Consider the following 21,735-nt stretch of genomic DNA (forward strand, 5'->3'; position numbering starts at 1 on the left):
CTAAAAGGAATAAGATCATGATGGATTACATTATGATTAGAAGTGTTTTGCTTGATAAGATGCGTGAAAAAATTAAGAATCATGCCAGTCGTATTTATTGGACTCAAACCGAAATTCATGCTTTCCAGAACGCTCATTTAAAAAAAATATTAAATCATGTTTTGCTCTATTCATCCTATTATCAGAAACGATGTAGCAACTCGATGGGGCTTACGAGGATCATTCCTTCTACCAAAAAAGATATTATGGACAATTGGGATAACATAGTTTGTGTTCCTGAACTTACAAGAGAGATTGCAGAAGATCACCTCCGTCAGTACAAAAATGGTCAAATTACTAATCCCTTTTTTAGAGATAATTACTATATCACTGCAACTGGTGGATCATCTGGACTTCGCGGTTTGTTTGTATGGGATTTAGAATATTTTGCAACAGTTGGCTATGCGGCATTTCGTTACCAATACCTGGATGATCAAAAAAAACTCCTCAATCGACCTAAAAAAATTGCCGTTTTAACTGCTCCTACTCTTATTCATGCAAGTACTCCTCTGTTTACAATGACTTTAAATGATAACGATGAGGCAATACATTTCCCCGCTGATTTGAATATGAATGAACTCTGTAAAAAATTAAACCAAGCTCAACCTACCGATCTAATTGGTTATAGTTCTATTATTACAGAACTCGCCTATCATGCACTGGGTGGCTCATTATCAATAACACCTCAACGTGTTTCAACCAATTCCGAGCCGTTGCACTCTGAGTCACGAGACGTTGTTCGAAAAGCATGGGGAGTTGAAATTAATAATATGTGGGGAAGTGTAGAAATGGGAATGGCGGGGGTAGAAAATGACGAGCATTGTGGATTATATTTATCTGACGATTTGCTGATTATTGAGTTAGTGGATAATTTTTTACAGCCCGTTAAACGTTCTTCCGATGTCAAAAAGTTATTGATAACCAATTTATTCAATTATGCTTTTCCTCTTATACGGTATGTGGTTGATGATTCTGTGTATATTAACAAAGCACTGAATTCTGGCTATCGAATTGCAAAAGACATCGAAGGACGCTCTGATGACTGGTTTGTCTATAAGGAAGGCATTAAGATTCATCCCATGGTTTTTCGTGCAATTCTAGGACAACAGCAATCAATTATAGAGTACCAGGTTGAACAAACTGTGTGTGGAGCCATCTGTCGATTAATTTTGGATCAGGATATTAACTGCATTACTTTAGCAAAAGAAATTTCAAGTGCTTTAAAAAATGCTGGGTTAACATCGCCAAATATTGAAATAGAGATTCTCTCTTCTTTACCAAGGCACAAGGAAACAGGTAAATTAAAGCGCTTTATTCCGAAACTCACTTAATTTAGGACTATTTTTTCTTTTTAGATAAAATTGGAGTTTCTTATTGATTTAATGACCGTGACTTATTTAATCCAAACACGGCCAATCCTTGAGTTTTAAACCATAAACTATCTTCTGTAATGGTATAAGGTTCCAAACCAGGGATATCTTGTATCTTAGAATATCCTGTAGTGCAGAAATAACTTTGTCCAACCATATGAAACTCTCTGGTACTTCTTGATGGCGTTACTAAAATATGGCCTGAAGGTGTAAGCTCAATTATTTGCTTGATAAAATTAACAATATCTCTCTCCTTCTCTATCCCATTTTGCACACCCAAAAGATAGGGAACAAAAGCGGTATCAAAGGTTTTATATTTACTATTTTTTATTAAATGTTTTAATTCACCTGCATAAAATTCAATATCACTCTCTAATTCAAATTCGTTTTGAACCTTTAACCGTATGGCTTGTTGAGTTAGTGTTAACATATAATAAATGTATGATTTTCTTAATAATTTAGGGTTTATCAACCAAAATATGGAATTTTTAATGGCTCCAGTAGGTAATTGAAGTAGGGATGGATACCATTTAGTGAGAGCGATTAGTAGTTCGCCAATTGAAGGATATGGCTTGCCATTACTATTATATTCTCTGAAATGATAATATTTTTTAAAAGCTTTCACCCAAGCAATAGTAACAGGATCTTTATCATAGACAACCAAAGATTTGGCTCTTGCTTGAGCAAATAAAAAAGCACTATTACCATAACCTGGTATAATTAAAACATTTTTTCCTTCAATATCATTGCGTATATTATATCGATCCTCTTTATAGCCAGATAAAACGGATGATAAATAACGCTCTGCCCCCATTGGATAAATTAAAACTTCTTTATTATCAGTAAGTCTTGTAACTCGTTGCTCTAAAATCCAGTTGATTTCCTGCCTACTTAATATGACGCTATTGGTATTTTTATTTAACATAAGTAAACCCTTCATAGAGCAATCTGAGTAAGTTATAAGTCATTGGAATAATGGCTATTTAAGTGACATTTGGTTAAAGTGTGCTGTGCTACTTATTTAAATTTTCATAACAAATCATATTAATATCGTTAATAGCAGTATTGTATTCTGCATTCGATATTTGATCTATTTGTTCTATAAATTGTAATAATTTTGTTTTGACACATGCACAATAAGCACTAATATTTTTTTGATCTTCCAAGCTTTGATTACGATAAATAAGATTCCACCTGCTAAGGCAATATTCTTCTATGGTTGCAGTGTTTACTTCGGACAGGGTGACTTCCTCTTCCAGTGCGTCCATGGCATCATGTAATATTGTTTGTGGCATACAATACTTGATCGCATTTTGAATAGCAGTATCATTATTAAGAGTTTGAGCCGAAATACATCGGCAATATTTATCGCCAAATCGTTTATATGCTTCCATGTCCATTGAAGAGCCTGCATTTTTTAACCATGACTTGAGGCACTGTGATTGCAGTTCCTCTTTGTACTGATTATTGGAGTCTGAATAGGACAAGGCAGGAAATATACATATAATCCCAGCAATCCATATCAATTTTATTGAGCTATAACTCACCTTGTTGTACTCCTTTATTGCATTACTTTATACTTTCAGAATAGCCTAGATTTAATCTGCTACCAATCTCTTATTTTACCATCGTACCAAAAATACCCACTTTTCTTTTTCATATTAACTAACTCATAGATTTCATGTGCCGTTCTTGCTGGAGCTGTTGGTGCATTTTGTGTTCCCATATCAGTTTTAACCCAGCCAGGATCAAAGCTGGATACAGTAATCTGGGGTAATCTCTCTGAAAGTAGTTTAGTATACATATTCAAACTGGCTTTCGACATTTTATAATGAGGCTGAAAAGCTGAATTATTTGAGCTGAATGTTCCCCAACCTGATGATATATTTATTATTTGAGCATTGTTATTTAATTTAGGTATGCATTTTTCAGTTAATTCAATTGTACCAAACAGGTTAATGGCAAAAGTCTCTTTTAACAGGGACATATTAATTTTTTTTTCATCCCAATCTTCAAGTAACACAGCCGCATTATTTATCAATACATCAATTTTAGGTAATTTTTTTACAAAATTATCAATTTGTTCTGAGTTAGTTAAATTTAGCACATTAACTTTCAAGCGATTATGAGTTATTGAAGAAGCACCAGTTGTTGAAGTACCGATAACATGCCAACCTTTGTCCAGGAATGTTCTAGCTATCTCCTTACCTATTCCTCTACTTATTCCTGTGATAACAAGAATCTTCAAATCTTAATCCTATAGATATGTTTTCTATAATCAAATTAATTTATCTTCTATATTTTTGCAATTGATATGTTGTCATGGCAAGCAAAAAAAGTGCTAATATTTAACTAATTAAACTTATTTTGTCATTATTGAAATATTAATACACTATTTGTGATGGCTTAAGGAAGTGGTTAGGAAATGTTGAACGAAAACCCTATCGAGTTTAGATCTGAAAGTGGTGCTGCTTATACTGTCAAGGAATTGAATGAATGTATTAATACACATGGGTACCTTTATGATTTTAAGAGCCCACAATTATCTTTACAACAGGTCAGACCATTTACGGCTAAAGATATTAACCAGATATTGTCCATTGAGGAAGTTTATTTAAATTATAAAAAAAATATTGAAGAAAGAATGGGGCTGATTGTTCTTAAAGGTAGCAAAGTGCAGGGAGACACTCTGCAACTAATGTTGAATTTGCTTATGGCTTTCGAAAAGGGAGCTAATAAGCGAAGTGGTTTGGGTATGTTCTTAGTGTCAGATGAGTTTGCACCTACTATTGCGGAGCCATTAGAAGCTCTTTACACTCAGCTAGAAAAATACCCTGAGGAAAAGGAATCTTTGCGGTATATTTCTAACTCACTTCTTCAAGGCCAAGATAACTTTGTCACTTACCTAAGTCAAATTATAAATAATTATCAATGCACTAGTTTATTTCCGTTTCAACTATCTACAATGCTCACAGTTGTGCTAAGCCATAATATGTATTTACTGAATGCAAAACAAAGAGAACTTTCTAAGGAAGAAAATAAAGGTAAAGAGCCACAGGAACCAGCTTTTTTTGATAGAAAACCAATCACTAACTACATGGGTATTCAGATCACGGGATTAACTCCTTCTGATTATCAGACCGAAAGTGTAATTATGAAGCTAGTCAGTTATCTGGATAATTTACATATTACCTATAATGATATCCCTGAGATTTCTCTAGTAAGTAATCACTTAGTCATTACTACTAAAAAGGACCGCGAATTTAAGACAAGTCTAAGGGAAGATATTATTGAAAAAGGTTTAGGTATCATGGTGAATAATGTTTCTGGACAATATAAATTCATTATTCCCAACATTAACGAACTGGATGAAAAATTATCTAATGTCGAAATAAAAACCAGGGAAATGAATGCAATATATAGAAACATATAAGGTGTAATTGACCGCTTATTGGTTTTAAATTTCTGGTTAATAGTAATACAACTTTAATTTGTAATTTAATTCAAGGAATTCACAGCACTATACACAAGTTTATCCACAGATTTTGTGGATAACAATTTTTATAATGAAAAATAAATAAAGTCCTATAGACCTTATAAATTCTGGGAATTGATAAATAATTAAGAAATAATGAGAAAGAAAATCAAGAGAAAATAAATAAATTTATCCACAGGTGGGTAAATTGTATAGATAATTAATGGGACTTACTTATAATAGCAAAGAAAAAATGAAAAAACAGTCTTGACTTAGGTTTTTTTTAATTTTTTTTATGCTGTTTTTTAGTAAAAAATTTAATTTTAATGATGAATCATTTTTTTTAAGAGGATTGCGTCTTCTGTGCCATTTTTATCTTTATAATAATCTTTTTTGATTTCTACTCTTTCAAAACCCATGGTTTCATAAAGATGTAATGCGGTGATATTACTTGGCCTTACTTCTAAAATGACTGATTCTGTCTGGGTATATTTGGATAAAGAGTAAAGTACAGTTTGTAATAATTTTCTTCCCAGGCCCTTTGATTGTAATGGTTTAGCAATACATAAATTTAATATATGACAACTGTTATTACTTATTCTGGATATGATATAACCCGCAAGAATTGGACTGTCTCCATTATTTATTTCAAGAACCCTGCAGTCGTAGCCAACAAGAACACAATCTCGCAATATGTCCTTACTCCAGGGAGCAAGATGTACATTGGTTTCGATAGAATAAACATTTTCAATATCACTATCTTTCATTCTACGAATGTTTAATATCATTCCTTACTCCTGGGAATTACTGCTTAACATGTAAACTATTTATGATTAAATATTAGCAAATATGAAATAAAAATTGCTGATTTGGAATAAATTATCTTTCTTTAGTCATATACTAAGTGTTCCTTTGTTCTTAATGACCAAAGGAACGAATTAGAGCGTTAGTTGCTCATGGGCAATTATTCTTCTATAACTATTTTTTCTTTTTTTTAGGTAAATATAGATCAGTTATAGTGCCCTCAAATGCTTCTGCTGATTGAGCTATGGTCTCTGAAAGCGTTGGATGCGGATGAATGGTAAGTGCAATGTCCTCAACATCGCAGCACATTTCAATTGCCAAAGCAGTCTCTGAGATCAAATCACCGGCGTTTACTCCGACGATTCCAGCACCCAGAATACGATTGGTTTCTGAACAGAATATTAATTTAGTCATTCCCTCTTCTCTCCCCATGCTGAGAGCTCGACCACTTGCAGCCCATGGGAAAGAGGCTTTTTCGTAGTTTATTCCTTTATCTTTTGCTTCTTTCTCAGTTAAACCTACCCAAGCCAGTTCAGGATCTGTATAAGCGACGCTGGCAATACATTTGGGCTCAAAATAATGCTTTTCGCCTGCTATGACTTCTGCTGCCACTTTTCCTTCAGGGATGGCTTTGTGCGCAAGCATAGGTTGACCAATCACATCACCAATAGCAAAAATATGAGGAACATTAGTTTTTAATTGATTATCAACAGGAATAAAACCACGTTCATCAACTTTTATACCTGCTTTTTCGGCATTAATTGCTCCACCATTTGGCTTTCTTCCTACTGCAACAAGTACCTGTTGGAAGCAAAGTGGTTTATCAGTTGCGTGCTCACCTTCCATAGAGACGTAAATACCATCCTTTTTTGCTTCTACTGCCGTTACTTTGGTTTTTAATAGAAATTTCACACCTTTTTTAACCATTCGTTTTTGAAGTATATTTACTAAATCGGTATCAGCATTTGGAATTAATTGATCCATAAATTCAACAACAGTTACGTTGACTCCTAATGAAGAGTAAACAGTTGCCATTTCAAGACCTATAATTCCTCCACCTAATACAAGTAAATCACCTTTGATATCAGCAAGTTCTAGTGCACCAGTAGAACTAAATATTCGTTTATCTTCTGGTATAAACGGTAATTTAATGGATTCCGAGCCTACTGCAATAATGGCATTTTCAAATTCAATTTCAACTGGGCCTTCTTTTGTTTCAGCAATAATTTGATGGGTTCCAGAAAATTTGCCTGTTCCAGTAACTACTTCTACTTTTCTTTGTTTAGAAAGAGCTTTTAAGCCTCCGGTAAGCTTCGAAACCACAGAATTTTTCCAGGTCACCAATTTTTTATTATCAAATTTAGGTTTACCAAAAGTAACGCCTTGTTCTGACATTTCATGGGCCTCATCTGTCACTTTAGCAATATGTAACAGTGCTTTCGATGGAATACAACCAACATTTAAACAGACGCCACCAAGTGAATCAAAGCGTTCGACCAGAACGACTTTTTTACCTAAATCAGCAGCTCTAAATGCTGCAGTATATCCACCAGGACCACTACCTAGTACTACCACTTCTGTTTTAATTTTATTAGCCATTTATGAAGCCTCATTTTTTAAATATGTTTTAAGGAACTGTTGTAAATTATTCGCTAAAGTTGCAACCCCCTCTTTTGGCCACCGTTGTGTGGTGTAAGCATACATATGCAACGGAGCAAAGAAAATCAAGGCGTTGTGCTAATGTCAATAGGTCCATTTCCCTATGATCAGAGTAAAACTCGCCTAATATCACTTAAACAATCACAGAGAAATCGGGTAAATCGTGCTGCTTCAGCACCATCAATGACTCTATGATCATACGAAAGTGATAGAGGTAACATTAATCTGGGCTTGAATTCTTTATTATCGTAAACCGGTTTTATTATTGACCGGGACAACCCCAAAATCGCAACTTCAGGACCATTTACAATGGGAGTAAAAGCCGTTCCACCAATACCACCGAGACTGGAAATTGTAAAACAACCACCTGACATATCAACAGGTGTTAATCCCTTTTCTCGAGCTTTAACACTCAGTCTGGTCATTTCTATCGCAATTTCAGCAACAGATAATTTGTCAACATTCTTTATAACTGGAACTACAAGACCATTGGGAGTATCTACTGCTATGCCTATATTGCAATATTTTTTATAAATCAGATTATCCCCAGTAGCATCTAATGATGAGTTAAATTGTGGATAAACATGAAGTGCTTTGCTGACTACACTACAAACAAATGCTAAAAGCGTTAACTTATATCCCTGATTTTTTGCATTTTCAGATTCTGATTTTCTAAAGTTTTCCAAATCGGTAATATCTGCTTCATCAAATTGTGTTACGTGCGGGATGGTTATCCACGAGCGATGTACATTGACACCAGTGAGCTTTTTTATTTTATTTAACGGTTTGGTTTCAATAGAACCAAATTTACTAAAATCTATTACTGGATTAGATGGTAAGTTGAAGCTTCCAGATACTGTTTTTTCGCTTAAACGAGTTTTGATGTAATCCTGAAGATCTTCTTTAGTAATTCGAGATTTACGCCCACTGCCGAGAACCAGAGATAAATCAACTCCTAACTCTCTTGCCATTCGCCTAACTGCGGGTCCTGCCGAAATCACGGTACTTACTGATTCTGTTCTATTCAAATTACTAGTCAATACGTGCTCGGACTTTACTATTTCTTTAGTTTCCTCTATTGTCTTGATAGGCTCATTTGATGTATTTTTTTTCTCTGTCTGGATTGCATCAGAGGTTTCAGATTCCAATATGGTTTCTAAAATTAGTATGGGTGTTCCTTGGGATACTTTGTCGCCTAATTTTATTTTCAAGTCTTTTATTGTCCCAGCATATGGTGAAGGAATATCCATGGTGGCTTTATCACCCTCCAAGGTGACTAATGCCTGATCTTTTTCTATTTCCATTCCCGATTTAACTAATATGTCAATCACATCGACATCGGTCGCTCCACCAATATCCGGGATGGTCACTTCGATATTTTTTGATGTACTTGCTGATGCCGGTTTGTTCAATTCCTTTGACTGCTTTTCTTCTTTTTCTTGTGGCACACTCTGCTTTTCCTGCTCGGGTTTTGACTCCGATTCTCTAGTTCCCTCAGCACCTGATTGGGCTTTGATGATTATATCCCCTTCCGATACTTTATCGCCTACCTTAACGATAATCTGTGACACAGTCCCACTAAGCGGCGAAGGTATATCCATACTTGCTTTTTCAGACTCGAGAGTTATCAAAGGAGTATCAATTTCTATATGGTCTCCTTCCTTAACTAAAATCTCAATGACATCAACTTGAGTAGCACCACCAATATCAGGAATTTTAATTTCACTTTCTTTTGTCATATTTTTCCTCAGCATTCAGTTAAACTGGAACTATCTTGCGTTCTAAATTGCTTGTTTAACTAATGGGTCACTGGATCTAACTTATCCGGATTAATATTATAACGTTTCATGACATCCACTACTTTTGATTTTTCCAATGTTCCTTCAGCGACTAGTGCATTTAAAGCTGACAAAACTATGAATTTTGCATCGACTTCGAAGAAATGGCGAAGTTTTACTCGCGTATCGCTTCTACCATATCCATCTGTACCAAGTGTGACGTAACGATTAGGTACAAACGGCCTGATTTGATCAGCATAAATACGCATATAATCAGTTGCAGCAATAACAGGGCCTTTGCGTCCTTTTAATAAGGACGTTACGTAGCTCTCTTGAGCTTTATTTTTGGGATGCATATTATTATATCTTTCAACTGCTAAGCCATCTTTGCGCAATTCATTGAAACTGGTGACACTCCAGATATCCGATGTTATGGAAAAATCCTCCTCTAACATCTGTGAAGCTTGTATAACCTCACGTAAAATGGTACCACTACCCATTAATTGAACATGATTTTTTGATTTCCTCTTATTCTCTTTTAAGAGGTACATTCCTTTAATAATACCCTCTTCTACGCCTTCCGGCATGTCTGGATGGGTGTAGTTTTCATTCATGACAGTAATGTAATAGAACACATTTTCTTGCTTTTGATACATCCGATATAAACCGTTTTGAATAATAACTGCTAATTCATAAGCATAAGTGGGATCATAAGAAATACAATTGGGTATGGTTGAAGCAAGCACATGGCTATGGCCATCTTGATGCTGTAAGCCCTCACCTGCTAATGTTGTGCGCCCAGCAGTTCCTCCGAGTAAAAAGCCTCTTGCTTGCATATCTCCTGCAGCCCAAGCCAGATCGCCAATGCGTTGAAAACCAAACATAGAGTAATAGATGTAGAAAGGGATCATCGCTAATTTATTGGAGCTGTAGGAAGTAGCCGCCGCTATCCAGGAGCAAAATGCTCCTGCTTCATTAATGCCTTCTTCAAGAATTTGTCCGTCGACTGCTTCCCGGTAATACATCACCTGTTCTCGATCTACCGGGGTATAGAGTTGGCCTACAGGAGAGTATATGCCTATTTGTCTGAACAATCCCTCCATACCAAATGTTCTGCATTCATCTGGTACTATAGGCACTACTCTAGAATTGATGTCTTTATTTTTAAGCAAAATTGAAAGAATTCTAACAAAGGCCATAGTCGTTGAGATTTCTCTATCTCCTAATCCTTTCGTAACAGAAGAAAACTCTTCCAAATCAGGTATTTTAAACTGTTCTACGTCAGGAGAGCGATGAGGCAAATATCCACCCAACGCTTCCCTTTGTTTTTTTATGTATTTGATTTCGGGACTATCATCGTCAGGCTTATAAAAAGGGACATCAGCAATTTTTTCGTCACTGATTGGGATACTAAATCGATCTCTAAACGCTTTTAACTGTTCAATAGTCATCTTTTTTTGTTGATGAGTGATGTTTTGCCCTTCGCCTGCGGCTCCCATCCCATAGCCTTTGATTGTTTTTGCGAGTATCACTGTGGGTGTCCCTTTATGCTCTATTGCCTTTGCATAGGCAGCATACACTTTTTGAGGATCATGCCCTCCTCTATTTAAACGCCAAATTTCTTCGTCTGTAAAATTTTCAACCATTTTCTTTAATTCAGGATACTGATTGAAGAAGTGTTGCCTTACATAGGATCCATCATTAGCCTTATAGGATTGATAATCACCATCCAGACATTCTTCCATTCTTTTTTGCAACCAACCTTCGTTGTCACGGGCAAGTAAAGGATCCCATCGACTTCCCCATATGACTTTGATAACATTCCACCCTGCACCACGGAATAGACCTTCAAGTTCCTGAATAATTTTACCATTACCACGTACGGGGCCATCGAGTCTTTGCAAATTACAATTGACTACAAAAATGAGATTATCTAATTTTTCTCTTGCGGCAATGCTAAGTGCGCCTACTGATTCAGGCTCATCCATTTCTCCATCACCTAAAAAAGCCCATACTTTACGGCCCTCTGCTTTAACTAACCCTCTGTTCTCAAGGTACTTTAAGAAACGTGCTTGATATATTGCCTGCAGAGGGCCTAGTCCCATGGAAACTGTAGGAAATTGCCAGAAATCGTTCATTAACCAAGGATGAGGATAGGAAGATAAACCATCGACTTCCACTTCTTGTCTGAATTTTTCGAGTTGTTGCTCTGTAAGTCTACCTTCGAGAAATGCTCTGGCATAAATACCAGGAGCAGAATGACCCTGAATATAAAGCAAATCCCCACCATTATCTCCTTTAGGGCCTTTGAAAAAGTAGTTAAAGCCAGTTTCGTATAATGTGGATGCAGAAGCATAAGATGCGATGTGTCCACCAAGTTCTGGTGCGTATTTACCCGCTCTGAGCACCATAGCAACGGCATTCCAACGAATTAGCGCATTGATACGTTTTCCAATCCCTTCATCTGGGGGCATTTGTTTTTCTTCATGTGGTTTTATCGTGTTTCTGTAAGGGGTATTAATTGAACTTGTTAATTTAACTCCTTCTGTGTTCGCTCTATTAATAAGTTGTTGCAAAAGAAATGCGGTTCGTTCAGGACCATCATTAATAAGTACAGCTTGTAGGGCATCCAGCCATTCGCGTGTTTCTATTGGATCCAGATCTAAATTTGTTTCATTGTTCATGAAATAGTTCCCCAGCAATCAATAATTTTTAAGAACAATATGGTACAGGCTGTAATCTTTTCTGAATTACACCAGTGCAACCTTGTTTGCATGTATTAAAATCAGCAGAGCAATTACATGTTATTTTGCGGCATTGTAGTGGATCACGGTAAGATTGCAACCCGCGAGTAATATATCCGCCTTGAACTTTAACTTCGTGAAGGTATTCCAGGTAATTTTCTCTGGCAATATTGTTTGCTTTAGCAGAACAATTTCGACAGTTATTTGTACAATTTTGCTTACAGTACTCCAAGTGTTGCAAACATATTTGTTGACATTGACTTAAAACTTTATGATGGGTAACTTTATCTTTCATTGTAGTACAAGCAGAAAGTCCCAACATTACCAGGCAAAGAAACAAGCGAAATACGGTGTTCATGATTTATGTCCTATATTAATTTAATATGGAATAGAACATTATAGCCAAGCTACTAATGTAAATAATGCAATACAAACCAATAACACTATGGCGGCATGTTCTACCAGGCTTTCAGCAACAGCCATGGGTACTTCCTCGTCATCATTGATACGAACAGCTTGTAAACCGCATTCACTCAATATCTTATTATTCGAATCAGGAGGGGTCAAAACATATTGAATGAATAAATTAAATCCCCGTTGGAAATTTCCTACTAATAAAAACAGTAATGCAGTTATTCTGGCTGGTATCCATTCGAGGATCTCGGTAATTTGAGTTGCCTGAATACTGACAGTATTAATATCTTTACATAAGGTAAGCAATCTATAGGTCAAAGCAGCAATTGGACCTGCAATGATAAACCAGAAGATAACGGCAAATAATTGGCTATTTACTTCTGCAAAGTATTCACCAATGGAATCAACTTCAGCCCGATTAGCATCACTCTCTGAAATTGGATAAAAGGCATTTTGTGGGCCTAGACAGTAGAAAAAAATAAAAAGGCTAAGGACTAAGCCAAATAATCCAAAAAGAACGCTTTGGAGTGAAAGGTAAACTAGAGATACAAGAAAAACAATTGGCAGTATGATTGCGGCTAAGACGGACCATGGGTTAGAAAAATATTCATTTTTCTCAATTGTTTTCTTTATAAATAGGTAATAGTCGTTAAGCCAGGAAAATCGCTGATAAGAAATTGAATGGATTAAAAACCGTTCACTGAGCAAACACAATACTATTACCAGTAATTTCATTTGATTAATCCTTACGCATTTTTTCAGATAAAGCTATAGGTGTTGGATACTTTAATACAACAAGATACGATGAAACGATAAAAGTTAAAATGGTTGTCGCTTGAATTAAATTAGAGGCGACCTCTGAAATCATTTTAGTACTCAACGCAATACTTGCGACCAGTAAGGAAAATTCACTCGCCTGCCCTAACCGGACACCGACTTCCTTAGCCACTTGCTTTTTCTCACCAGATCGTGCCAGTAAAATATAAAATAATACCGGTTTAATGATAAGTATCAATGTTGCCAATATTACTGCTGGTATTACTACTTGCGCTCCAAAACCAAAGTTAAACGTGGCTCCGATTGAAAAAAAGAACATGACAAGGAAAAAATCTCTTAATGGTTTTAAGCTTTCTGCAATGAATAATGAAATTGGGCTGGAAGCTAATGCTACTCCTGCTATAAAAGCACCTATATCTTCAGACAGTCCTATTTTTTGTGCCAAAACAGATATACCCAAACACCATCCAATTGAGAGTAAAAAAACATATTCCTGAGTTCTATCAAAACGAGCTAGTAGCTTTATCAAGATGTATCGCTCAAATAAAAAGGAAAACAGGCATAAAGCAGGTAATGCGACAATAACTAATATAAAATCATTGATTGATAAGCTGCCATCTTGATAAGCACTGTTGATTAATATTAATAGTATTATTGCAATAACGTCCTGCATTAAAAGTACGCTAATCATCACTTCACCAGTGTGTTGGTGATGCAGAATCGTTGTCGGCAACAACTTTAAACCAATAATCGTACTGGAAAACATCATAGCGCCACCCAATATCATAGACTCTGTTATTGAGAGGCCGAACCATCTACCTATTCCATAGGCAAGCGCTGCAAATAGAATAGAACTCACGATTGCAATCCAGGTTACTTTTTTTAGCATGTGAATTAAATTCTGTGGTTGTAAATGCAAGCCTAATAAAAAAAGCAGGAATACTATTCCGATATCGCCTACTTGCTTAACAATGGTGACATCGGATACAAGTTTTAATCCCCAAGGACCAAATATAGCGCCTAATATTATATAAGCAACCAAAAGTGACTGTCTGGTATACAATACCAGAGTAGAAAAAAATGCAGCTCCAGCAAATATTAAAAATATAGTATAAAATACTGAGCCATCATGCATCGCCTGAATACCCCACAATTAATAAAGGTAGCTAAAATTGAATTATAAAATTAATTTTATCTATTAATCTATTAATTAGCTATTAAATATTGAATATTAAGATGGTGATTCGTAAATAGCGGTGTAATTTGGTCATACACACGGCAATCCGGGATTTGATGAAGTCGTATTCCAGAAAAGCACGCCCAATCCCCATATTACGCTGCGCTAATACGGCCTTGTATAACATTTGCTATAACCTATACTATTTAATGTGCGTATTCCCAAAAAAGGTGACTCGGTAATTTGTATGGCATAGATGAGAAGGAGGGAGAGCTACCTTTTAAAATCAGGAAGAACGAAGTACTCTCTGAAAGTCTAATAACATGCCTCATGATTGTAAGTGAGAAATTTTATGGCATACCATCAACTCATATGTTCTTTTTTAAATCAACAAAAATTACCTCTAATGATTCAGCCTCAAGCCAAATCAGAGGGTAATATCCATGATTTAAAACAATTTCTTAAAGAGGAAAATGCCTTATTTAAAGACTATCTTCTTCATTATGGCGCGATTATCTTACGTGGGTTTCATGTTAATACGGCTGAGCAATTTTTAGAGGTGATCCAGGCAGGTGATTTGGGTCCAAATTATTCTTATGAATATTGTCCAATTCCTAGAACAAGGATTAAGGAGAATATTTATACTTCAATAAATATCCATCCAAGTTTTAATCTTGCTTTACATAATGAAAAATCATATGACTATGATTTTCCCAGCCACGTTTTTTTTAATTGTATCCATGCTCCTGAAGAAGGTGGAGATACTGCTTTGGCTGATGGAAACAAGGTATGGTTTTCTTTACCCGAGTTTTTACAAAAAAAATTGCAATCTAAAGGGATTTTGTATCGGAGACATTATTACGGTTCTGGAATCAGGTACAAAATGATTCGATTAATAGGTAAAAATTCTGGATGTATGACATGGATGGAGCGATTTCAAACCAATGATAACAAGAAAGTTGAAATGATGCTGCATCAAATGGGGCAGCAATTTCGATGGGTGCAAGGTAATGGACTAATTACTGAACAATTGCTTCCTGCTTACCGCAATCACCCGGTTAGCGGTAAATTAGTCTGGTTTAACCAAATTAACCATGCCAACCATTATTATAATGGAACCAGTGATTACATCAAAAGCAAGATTACTAACCCTTTTGCTCGTTTTATCTTGTTACACAAATATTTTCACCCTTATATTGCTTTTTATGGTGATGGAGAGCCATTATCTAAACAAGAGTCTGATTGTATCAACTCTGCAATACAAAAAAATACTGTGTCAACATCCTGGCAACCAGGGGATGTTATGATAGTAGATAATTATTCCTGCCTACATGGAAAAACACCTCATACAGGAAATCGATTAATCCTGGTTGGATTGACCAAATATTTTGATTAAAAGGATAAGTATCAATGCTTAATGAAATCTCACGAAAACACTTCACTATTGGAGATTTATATTTTATTAATGAACTAGAAGTGTATGGCTTGATATATGAGATTTTTCATCAAAAGAGTTATTTATCAGATTTTCTTACCTTAAGTGCGGGAGCCGTTGTTTTTGATGTTGGCGCGAATGTTGGTATTTTCTCTCTATTTGCTCTGAAGCAATGTAACTACAACACTGAAATTTACAGTTTTGAACCTATTCCGGCTACGTTTACGTGTTTAAAAAAAAATTTAGCGCGGTTTAAGCATAACGTACACCTATACAATACTGGGATGGGAAATGCTCCAGAGGATTGCAGTATAGATTTTACTCTCTTTGGGGATAGCTCCGTTACTGCCACTTACAAACCAATGGATAAAATTATCTCAAATTATCAACCACTGTTGGAATATGACACTTTATTAAAGCTTTCTTCCCTTCAAAACAAGTCACTGTATTATCAATTAAAGTATTTGCCTTTCTTACGAAACTATCTCATTAAAAAAAATTATAAAAATCAGACATCAGAAACCAAAGTTAAATGCAAACTTACCTCATTAGGACGTTTTATTGAAAAAAACCAGATCACTCACATTGATTTATTAAAAATTGATGTGGAAGGTGCCGAACTTGATGTAATAAACAGTATTAATCCGGAGCAGTTTACTCTCATTAAACAACTGAGTATCGAGGTTCATGATATTGACAATCGGGTTGAAAAACTCGTCACCTACTTACAAAAGCAGGGCTATGTTACCTATGTTGACAGAAATCCAATTTTTGCAGAATTGGGTTTTAATCATCATATGATCTACGCCAAAAGGCCTGAACCAGAGATTGTTATACAAAATGAAAAACAAAATAATCATGAGAGTTATATTGAGGCACGTCAGTATTTTTATGGACTCCTTGCAGGTGGTGTGAGAATCAAGCTGTTAGAGTCTATGTTTGACCTTGATTTATTTCGTTTATTTAATGACAAACCTTATTTGTTGGAAAATGAAATTATGAAAATACTTGAACTAAAACCTGTTCGAGCAAAAAAATGGTTACATTTACTTTGTTGTGAAAACTTTTTAAAAAAGATCAAGGTCGGTTCGCAAATCGGGTATCAATTGGCAAAAAGTCAATTGATGTTGGGAGATGGAAGCTGGGGATTTAAACAATATTATGATTTTTATTGGCAGAGAATGGCAAACGAGAAATTAAGTAATATATTGCGTTTTGCTGATCCAAAATTCAATGTTTCCTGGCCACCCAAAAATACGGAGGAAGCCAATTTTCTTGAAACCTGGATGACAAAAACTGCAACACCACTCATACAAACCTTATTGGACTATCTTGATTTAAATCAATATCGCTCCATATTGGATGTTGGAGGTGGTGATGGCACTATTGCTTGCGCACTGGCTCAAGCATACCCTCATTTAAAAATTACCGTTTACAATTTACCCGAATCAGCAAAAATAGCTCGAAAACACATTGAAACAATGGGATTACAAAAACGAATTAATGTATATAGTGGTGATTTTATTAACGAAGAACAATTTCCATCAGGGTTTGATTTAATTTTATTTGTTCGTGTTTTATGGGATTGGGATGACTCTAGAAAAAGAAAACTGTTAAATATGGCTTATCATGCTTTAAAAAAGAAAGGTCATGTTGCAATTTGTGAAAGTTTTAAAGATTTTTACTATGATCTTTGCCTGACCTGGGAATATAGCTACATTTTTGTGGATGAATTTGATGCTGAAGTCTTTAAAACCACCGATGAGTATAAAATCATGTTGCAACAAATAGGTTTTACACCTATTCCTACCAAATCCATTTCTACGTCTGATACAGCACTTGGGGTAGTGTTATTGGCCGAAAAATAATTTTTATAAGTTGTGGTTTGTTTAAAAAGTATTCCCGTTCTGATTGAGTTCAAAAGTAAATTTTTAGAAATTACCAGGGATCTGAGTTGCCCACTACCTCGTTATTAACTGGTGGAACTGGTTATATTATGACAAGGGCGTGAACAATTACAGAAACCTTAATACCTGTCTTAATTTTTTAATTCAAGACAGGTTATGTGCCTGAAAGAAAAAAATTATTCCTGCCATAGATTTAGTAAGCTAAATCAATATTGAAAAGGAACCTTTTATTCCATTGTTGGCTAATTTAGCTTTGAGATTGTCCGCCATTTGCTTATTACCAAATGGCCCTACTCGGACAATATAATGTTCTTTATAATGTTCAATGAACACGGGTGATGGTGTGATATGGACTAATTTCTCTTTCAAACGTTTTGCCGAAGTCTCTGTTGAAAATGCTCCTGCTTGCAAGAAATAATGGGCTTGTCCTGCTGGACCCATTAAAGTTTCTATTTCAACATGCGCTGTGCCTTTGGGGAAGATCCCTAATTTTATCGCTGCAGCATAAGACAGGTCTATGATCCGATTACCATGAAAAGGTCCTCTGTCATTCACCTTCACTATTGCTTCTTTACCATTTTCCAGGTTTCTTACTTTTATATAAGTAGGTAAAGGTAAAGTTTTATGAGCTGCTGTCATGACATACATGTTATAAGGTTCGCCGCTAGATGTGCGTTGCTTATGAAATTTTGTTCCATACCAAGATGCAATTCCTCGAGTTTTGTATCCACTAGAGTTTCTCATGACCTCATAAGCCCGTCCATCAACATAATATGTCGAAGGATTACCATATCTGCTTAATGGTTCCTTTGCTGGTACAGGCTCTTTAAAGCTAATTTGTTTAGGATGTGTGGGCGCACTATCTTGCGCAACCGTATAACGATTGGTTTTATTTTTATATCGATCATAGATTGAATTTTTAGGTGGAACTGATTGACGTTTACCTGTTGTAGGGTCTGGCTTATCATGGGTGGTTTGACAACTTGCCAAAAATATTGAGAAAACGATAAGTAGTTTGCGCATATTCTTCTATATTTCTTGTTGTTATTAATGATTGCTAATATTACCAAAAAATAAGAATTTTCGAAGTGTGATTAAATTAATTCACGATTAATTAAAATTTTTAAAAAAATATTAATATTTTTCATATGCTATTTGGCCGCCTGCAAAAGGCTGTGATAAGATACGTTTATTTTGCAACTACATCAGGTAAGAACATGACAAGAGCAACGTCTTTTCTATTGACGCTATTATTTTTTATTACTTTATTTGTACAATCTACTAATTCCATGGCTGAGGAATTGCCATCCTCTTCTGATTTACAAAAAACCTCACCTACAGTAACAGCAAAGCCTTTTACGACCCCTGCTGCCCCTGCACTTAATGCCAAGGCATATATTCTCATTGACGTGAACAGCGGAAAAGTTATTGCGGAAAAGAATAGCGAAGAAAAGCTCCCGCCAGCCAGTTTAACAAAAATGATGACTTTATATGTTATTTCTAATGCACTGCTAAGCGGCCAAACTCATTTAACGGATATGGTAAGAGTCAGTCGAGATGCCTGGAAAACAGGCGGTTCACGTATGTTTATAAAGGAAGGTGAACAAGTTTCTGTTGAAAATCTCTTAAAAGGTATCATTGTAGATTCCGGTAACGATGCTTGTGTTGCTATGGCTGAGCATCTTGGCGGAACAGAGAGTGCCTTTACTGACATTATGAATCAGCAGGCTCAAAATTTAGGCATGAAAAATAGTCATTTTACAGACAGTACAGGGTTACCCGATCCTAATTTATATACAACAGCCAAAGATTTAGCAATTTTGGGTAGAGCGTTAATACTTGATTTCCCACAATATTATGATTGGTATAAACAAAAATGGTTTACCTATAATGGAATACGCCAACCAAATCGAAATCGATTATTATGGAGAGACAGTCAAGTTGATGGCATAAAAACCGGACATACTAATGAGGCAGGATATTGTCTGGTATCTTCAGCAAAACGTACCAATATGCGTTTGTTAGCAGTAGTTTTAGGGGAACCAAGTGAATCTGTTCGGGCTGATGATAGTGAAAAATTGTTAAACTACGGGTTTAGATTTTTTGAAACACATCAATTATATAAATCCGGACAATCAATTTCAGAGTTACCTCTTTATAAAGGCGCTGCCGATAAAATCTCTGTTGGTTTGACAGAGGATCAATTTATTACGATACCTGCGGGACAATATCAAAGACTAAATATTTCAACTAAAGTTCCCTCTTACCTACAAGCACCCATTAAAAAAGGCGATAAAGTAGGAGATTTAGTGGTGAAGTTTGATAATAATGTTGTGTCAAGCAAGCCTCTTTATGCTTTGCAAGCAGTAGAGTCAGGTGGATTTTATACCAGAACCAAAGACTCGATACGTTTAGCGTTTAAGCGATGGTTTGGTTCATAGGGTATTATCATAATGAACATCGCATTTGTTAACGGCGAGTATTGTTGTTTATCTGACGCGAAAATTTCAATATTTGATCGAGGATTTCTTTTTGGTGATTCGGTTTATGAAGTATTGCCCGTTTATCATGGGAAGCCCTACTTTTTTGATAAACATATTGATCGACTAATCTCAAATATGAAAAAAATTAAAATGACTATACCAGAACATGACTGGTATGGTTTAGTTCATAGGTTGATATTAGAGAATAATGGCGACAATTTACAAATTTATATTCAAGTCACCCGAGGGAATCAAGGCGCACGTAAACATGATATTCCTTCCTCCATAACACCTACAGTTATCGCATTTACTATCCATAACACATATCCTACCTTGGAAGATAAAGAAAAAGGATTATGGGCTAAGCTGGTAGAAGATATTCGCTGGATGAGATGCGATATAAAAACCACTTCCTTACTCGCAAATATTTTATTGAATGATGAGGCAGTATCTCAAGGTTTCCATACTTCAATTCTTGTCCGTAATGATACAATTACAGAAGGAAGCACTACCAACATTTTTATTGTTACCAAAGATGGAACCATTAAAACTCCACCCATGAATAATTTTTGTTTACCAGGGATCACGCGCCAAGTTACCGTTGAAATAATTAAAAAATTAGATTTAAAGTTTATCGAAACTGAAATTAATACTTCAGAACTTTTTGCAGCGAAAGAGGTATGGGCGACGAGTACTACAAAGGAGGTGTTTCCTATCACTAAGATTAATGATTCCTTAGTTAACGATGGTAAAGTTGGTGAATATTGGCGAATAATTAATGATTCCTATCAACAACTAGTAAGTTAAATTATGACAGAAACAACATTAATAGAATTCCCTTGTCATTTCCCTATAAAAATTATTGGGACTAATTCTGAATTATTTATCAGCGAAATAAAACAAATCGTTATTAATCATTTTCCTGCTTTTGAAGATAATCATATAACCCATAAAATGAGCAAAAAAAACAATTATTTAGCTATCACTGTTATTGTGTATGCTGAAAGCCAAAAAACTCTGGATGCATTATATAAAGAGTTGACCCAACATCCCGATGTTAAAATGGTTTTATGATGATAACTCATAATTTAGGTATACAAGATTACACAGAAATATGGAAACGGATGAAGGTGTTCACTGAAAAACGTGATAGTGATACTTCAGATGAGCTCTGGTTATTAGAACATTATCCTGTATACACTCAAGGTCAGGCAGGCAAACCAGAACATATTCTCAATAGTAACTCCATAAAAATCGTGCAATCAGATCGTGGAGGACAGGTGACATATCATGGGCCAGGTCAATTGGTGGCCTATGTATTAATGGATATTCGTCGCAGAAATTTGGGAATAAGAACTTTAGTGGCGAGATTGGAAGAAATATTAATTTTAGTTTTGGAGCATTATAGAATTACAGCAAATATACGCCATGGGGCGCCCGGAGTTTATATTGGTGACAAAAAAATTGCATCGATAGGACTTAGGGTAAAAAATGGCTGTACATATCACGGTATAGCATTAAATGTGGACATGGATTTAAGCCCATTTTTAGGTATAAATCCGTGTGGTTTTGTTAAAATGGAAATGACACAGATGAGTCATTTTCATCCTGATATTCAGCTAGAGGAAGTAAGTCAACATTTTGTACAGTATTTTTTGAATCAATTTAAATAA

19 protein-coding genes are annotated in these 21,735 nt (G+C 35.5%); 8 read left to right on the forward strand and 11 right to left on the reverse strand.

What is annotated here, in order from left to right:
• Positions 1-32: 32 nt before the first annotated feature.
• The gene (locus ACZ5EK_RS07840) at positions 33-1,370 is read left to right on the forward strand and encodes a phenylacetate--CoA ligase family protein (RefSeq protein ID WP_464432389.1); all 1,338 of its coding nucleotides are present in this window, start codon (positions 33-35) and stop codon (positions 1,368-1,370) included.
• A gap of 40 nt (positions 1,371-1,410) precedes the next feature.
• On the opposite strand, the gene ACZ5EK_RS07845 is transcribed toward ACZ5EK_RS07840, so the two are convergent.
• The 3 genes from ACZ5EK_RS07845 to ACZ5EK_RS07855 form a co-directional block, all read right to left on the reverse strand.
• Positions 1,411-2,334, reverse strand: coding sequence for an ABC transporter permease (locus tag ACZ5EK_RS07845; RefSeq protein ID WP_464432390.1), 924 nt, complete (start codon positions 2,332-2,334; stop codon positions 1,411-1,413).
• Positions 2,335-2,422: 88 nt separating this feature from the next.
• Entirely contained in the window at positions 2,423-2,956 is a 534-nt protein-coding gene (locus tag ACZ5EK_RS07850; RefSeq protein WP_464432391.1) for a hypothetical protein, read from the reverse strand.
• A 59-nt stretch (positions 2,957-3,015) separates the two neighbouring features.
• Positions 3,016-3,657: an SDR family NAD(P)-dependent oxidoreductase gene (locus tag ACZ5EK_RS07855; protein WP_464432392.1), complete on the reverse strand. Its 642-nt coding sequence runs from the start codon at positions 3,655-3,657 to the stop codon at positions 3,016-3,018.
• 177 nt (positions 3,658-3,834) lie between these two features.
• Here ACZ5EK_RS07855 and ACZ5EK_RS07860 point away from each other — a divergent pair, with 177 nt between their 5' ends.
• Complete coding sequence (locus ACZ5EK_RS07860) at positions 3,835-4,842, forward strand: hypothetical protein (RefSeq protein WP_464432393.1); 1,008 nt, start codon at positions 3,835-3,837, stop codon at positions 4,840-4,842.
• Between the two features lie 365 nt (positions 4,843-5,207).
• Here ACZ5EK_RS07860 and rimI read toward each other — a convergent pair whose 3' ends face one another.
• The 7 genes from rimI to ACZ5EK_RS07895 all read right to left on the reverse strand — a co-directional run bounded on the left by rimI (position 5,208) and on the right by ACZ5EK_RS07895 (position 14,195).
• Positions 5,208-5,672: a ribosomal protein S18-alanine N-acetyltransferase gene (rimI, locus tag ACZ5EK_RS07865; protein WP_464427505.1), complete on the reverse strand. Its 465-nt coding sequence runs from the start codon at positions 5,670-5,672 to the stop codon at positions 5,208-5,210.
• A gap of 190 nt (positions 5,673-5,862) precedes the next feature.
• Positions 5,863-7,287 (reverse strand): dihydrolipoyl dehydrogenase, encoded by a 1,425-nt coding sequence (lpdA, locus tag ACZ5EK_RS07870; protein ID WP_464432394.1) that lies wholly within the window; start codon positions 7,285-7,287, stop codon positions 5,863-5,865.
• 167 nt (positions 7,288-7,454) lie between these two features.
• A complete protein-coding gene (gene aceF / locus ACZ5EK_RS07875) occupies positions 7,455-9,086 on the reverse strand; it encodes a dihydrolipoyllysine-residue acetyltransferase (protein ID WP_464432395.1) in 1,632 nt (543 codons plus the stop codon).
• A gap of 59 nt (positions 9,087-9,145) precedes the next feature.
• Positions 9,146-11,809 (reverse strand): pyruvate dehydrogenase (acetyl-transferring), homodimeric type, encoded by a 2,664-nt coding sequence (gene aceE, locus ACZ5EK_RS07880; RefSeq protein WP_464432396.1) that lies wholly within the window; start codon positions 11,807-11,809, stop codon positions 9,146-9,148.
• Positions 11,810-11,837: 28 nt separating this feature from the next.
• Positions 11,838-12,227: an acyltransferase gene (locus tag ACZ5EK_RS07885; RefSeq protein WP_464432397.1), complete on the reverse strand. Its 390-nt coding sequence runs from the start codon at positions 12,225-12,227 to the stop codon at positions 11,838-11,840.
• 38 nt (positions 12,228-12,265) lie between these two features.
• Positions 12,266-13,018, reverse strand: a complete 753-nt coding sequence (locus ACZ5EK_RS07890) for a hypothetical protein (protein WP_464432398.1) — start codon at positions 13,016-13,018, stop codon at positions 12,266-12,268.
• A 4-nt stretch (positions 13,019-13,022) separates the two neighbouring features.
• The gene (locus ACZ5EK_RS07895; RefSeq protein WP_464432399.1) at positions 13,023-14,195 is read right to left on the reverse strand and encodes a cation:proton antiporter; all 1,173 of its coding nucleotides are present in this window, start codon (positions 14,193-14,195) and stop codon (positions 13,023-13,025) included.
• Between the two features lie 394 nt (positions 14,196-14,589).
• Between ACZ5EK_RS07895 and ACZ5EK_RS07900 the strand changes: the two genes are divergently transcribed.
• Positions 14,590-15,633, forward strand: coding sequence for a TauD/TfdA family dioxygenase (locus tag ACZ5EK_RS07900; protein ID WP_464432400.1), 1,044 nt, complete (start codon positions 14,590-14,592; stop codon positions 15,631-15,633).
• A gap of 14 nt (positions 15,634-15,647) precedes the next feature.
• Complete coding sequence (locus ACZ5EK_RS07905; protein ID WP_464432401.1) at positions 15,648-17,540, forward strand: FkbM family methyltransferase; 1,893 nt, start codon at positions 15,648-15,650, stop codon at positions 17,538-17,540.
• A 240-nt stretch (positions 17,541-17,780) separates the two neighbouring features.
• Here ACZ5EK_RS07905 and ACZ5EK_RS07910 read toward each other — a convergent pair whose 3' ends face one another.
• Positions 17,781-18,602: a septal ring lytic transglycosylase RlpA family protein gene (locus ACZ5EK_RS07910; protein ID WP_464432402.1), complete on the reverse strand. Its 822-nt coding sequence runs from the start codon at positions 18,600-18,602 to the stop codon at positions 17,781-17,783.
• A 194-nt stretch (positions 18,603-18,796) separates the two neighbouring features.
• On the opposite strand from ACZ5EK_RS07910, the gene ACZ5EK_RS07915 reads away from it, so the two are divergent.
• The 4 genes from ACZ5EK_RS07915 to lipB are packed head-to-tail and all read left to right on the forward strand — an operon-like array spanning position 18,797 to position 21,735.
• Positions 18,797-20,020: a D-alanyl-D-alanine carboxypeptidase family protein gene (locus ACZ5EK_RS07915; protein ID WP_464432403.1), complete on the forward strand. Its 1,224-nt coding sequence runs from the start codon at positions 18,797-18,799 to the stop codon at positions 20,018-20,020.
• Positions 20,021-20,032: 12 nt separating this feature from the next.
• The gene (locus ACZ5EK_RS07920) at positions 20,033-20,869 is read left to right on the forward strand and encodes a D-amino acid aminotransferase (RefSeq protein ID WP_464432404.1); all 837 of its coding nucleotides are present in this window, start codon (positions 20,033-20,035) and stop codon (positions 20,867-20,869) included.
• Positions 20,870-20,872: 3 nt separating this feature from the next.
• On the forward strand, positions 20,873-21,136 hold the full coding sequence (locus tag ACZ5EK_RS07925; RefSeq protein WP_464432405.1) for an HP0495 family protein: 264 nt from the start codon (positions 20,873-20,875) through the stop codon (positions 21,134-21,136).
• A complete protein-coding gene (gene lipB, locus ACZ5EK_RS07930) occupies positions 21,136-21,735 on the forward strand; it encodes a lipoyl(octanoyl) transferase LipB (RefSeq protein WP_464432406.1) in 600 nt (199 codons plus the stop codon). Before ACZ5EK_RS07925 ends, lipB begins: the two co-directional genes overlap by 1 nt.

It is taken from the genome of Legionella sp. JM-2024 (genome assembly GCF_055389095.1).

What these genes read in the sequence shown, in the direction of transcription:
- ACZ5EK_RS07840 (WP_464432389.1), top strand. Translation starts at nt 33, where the DNA reads ATGATTAGAAGTGTTTTGCTTGATAAGATGCGTGAAAAAATTAAGAAT.
- ACZ5EK_RS07845 (WP_464432390.1), bottom strand. Translation starts at nt 2,334, where the DNA reads ATGTTAAATAAAAATACCAATAGCGTCATATTAAGTAGGCAGGAAATC.
- ACZ5EK_RS07860 (WP_464432393.1), top strand. Translation starts at nt 3,835, where the DNA reads ATGTTGAACGAAAACCCTATCGAGTTTAGATCTGAAAGTGGTGCTGCT.
- rimI (WP_464427505.1), bottom strand. Translation starts at nt 5,672, where the DNA reads ATGATATTAAACATTCGTAGAATGAAAGATAGTGATATTGAAAATGTT.
- lpdA (WP_464432394.1), bottom strand. Translation starts at nt 7,287, where the DNA reads ATGGCTAATAAAATTAAAACAGAAGTGGTAGTACTAGGTAGTGGTCCT.
- aceF (WP_464432395.1), bottom strand. Translation starts at nt 9,086, where the DNA reads ATGACAAAAGAAAGTGAAATTAAAATTCCTGATATTGGTGGTGCTACT.
- aceE (WP_464432396.1), bottom strand. Translation starts at nt 11,809, where the DNA reads ATGAACAATGAAACAAATTTAGATCTGGATCCAATAGAAACACGCGAA.
- ACZ5EK_RS07885 (WP_464432397.1), bottom strand. Translation starts at nt 12,227, where the DNA reads ATGAACACCGTATTTCGCTTGTTTCTTTGCCTGGTAATGTTGGGACTT.
- ACZ5EK_RS07890 (WP_464432398.1), bottom strand. Translation starts at nt 13,018, where the DNA reads ATGAAATTACTGGTAATAGTATTGTGTTTGCTCAGTGAACGGTTTTTA.
- ACZ5EK_RS07895 (WP_464432399.1), bottom strand. Translation starts at nt 14,195, where the DNA reads ATGCATGATGGCTCAGTATTTTATACTATATTTTTAATATTTGCTGGA.
- ACZ5EK_RS07900 (WP_464432400.1), top strand. Translation starts at nt 14,590, where the DNA reads ATGGCATACCATCAACTCATATGTTCTTTTTTAAATCAACAAAAATTA.
- ACZ5EK_RS07905 (WP_464432401.1), top strand. Translation starts at nt 15,648, where the DNA reads ATGCTTAATGAAATCTCACGAAAACACTTCACTATTGGAGATTTATAT.
- ACZ5EK_RS07910 (WP_464432402.1), bottom strand. Translation starts at nt 18,602, where the DNA reads ATGCGCAAACTACTTATCGTTTTCTCAATATTTTTGGCAAGTTGTCAA.
- ACZ5EK_RS07915 (WP_464432403.1), top strand. Translation starts at nt 18,797, where the DNA reads ATGACAAGAGCAACGTCTTTTCTATTGACGCTATTATTTTTTATTACT.
- ACZ5EK_RS07920 (WP_464432404.1), top strand. Translation starts at nt 20,033, where the DNA reads ATGAACATCGCATTTGTTAACGGCGAGTATTGTTGTTTATCTGACGCG.
- ACZ5EK_RS07925 (WP_464432405.1), top strand. Translation starts at nt 20,873, where the DNA reads ATGACAGAAACAACATTAATAGAATTCCCTTGTCATTTCCCTATAAAA.
- lipB (WP_464432406.1), top strand. Translation starts at nt 21,136, where the DNA reads ATGATAACTCATAATTTAGGTATACAAGATTACACAGAAATATGGAAA.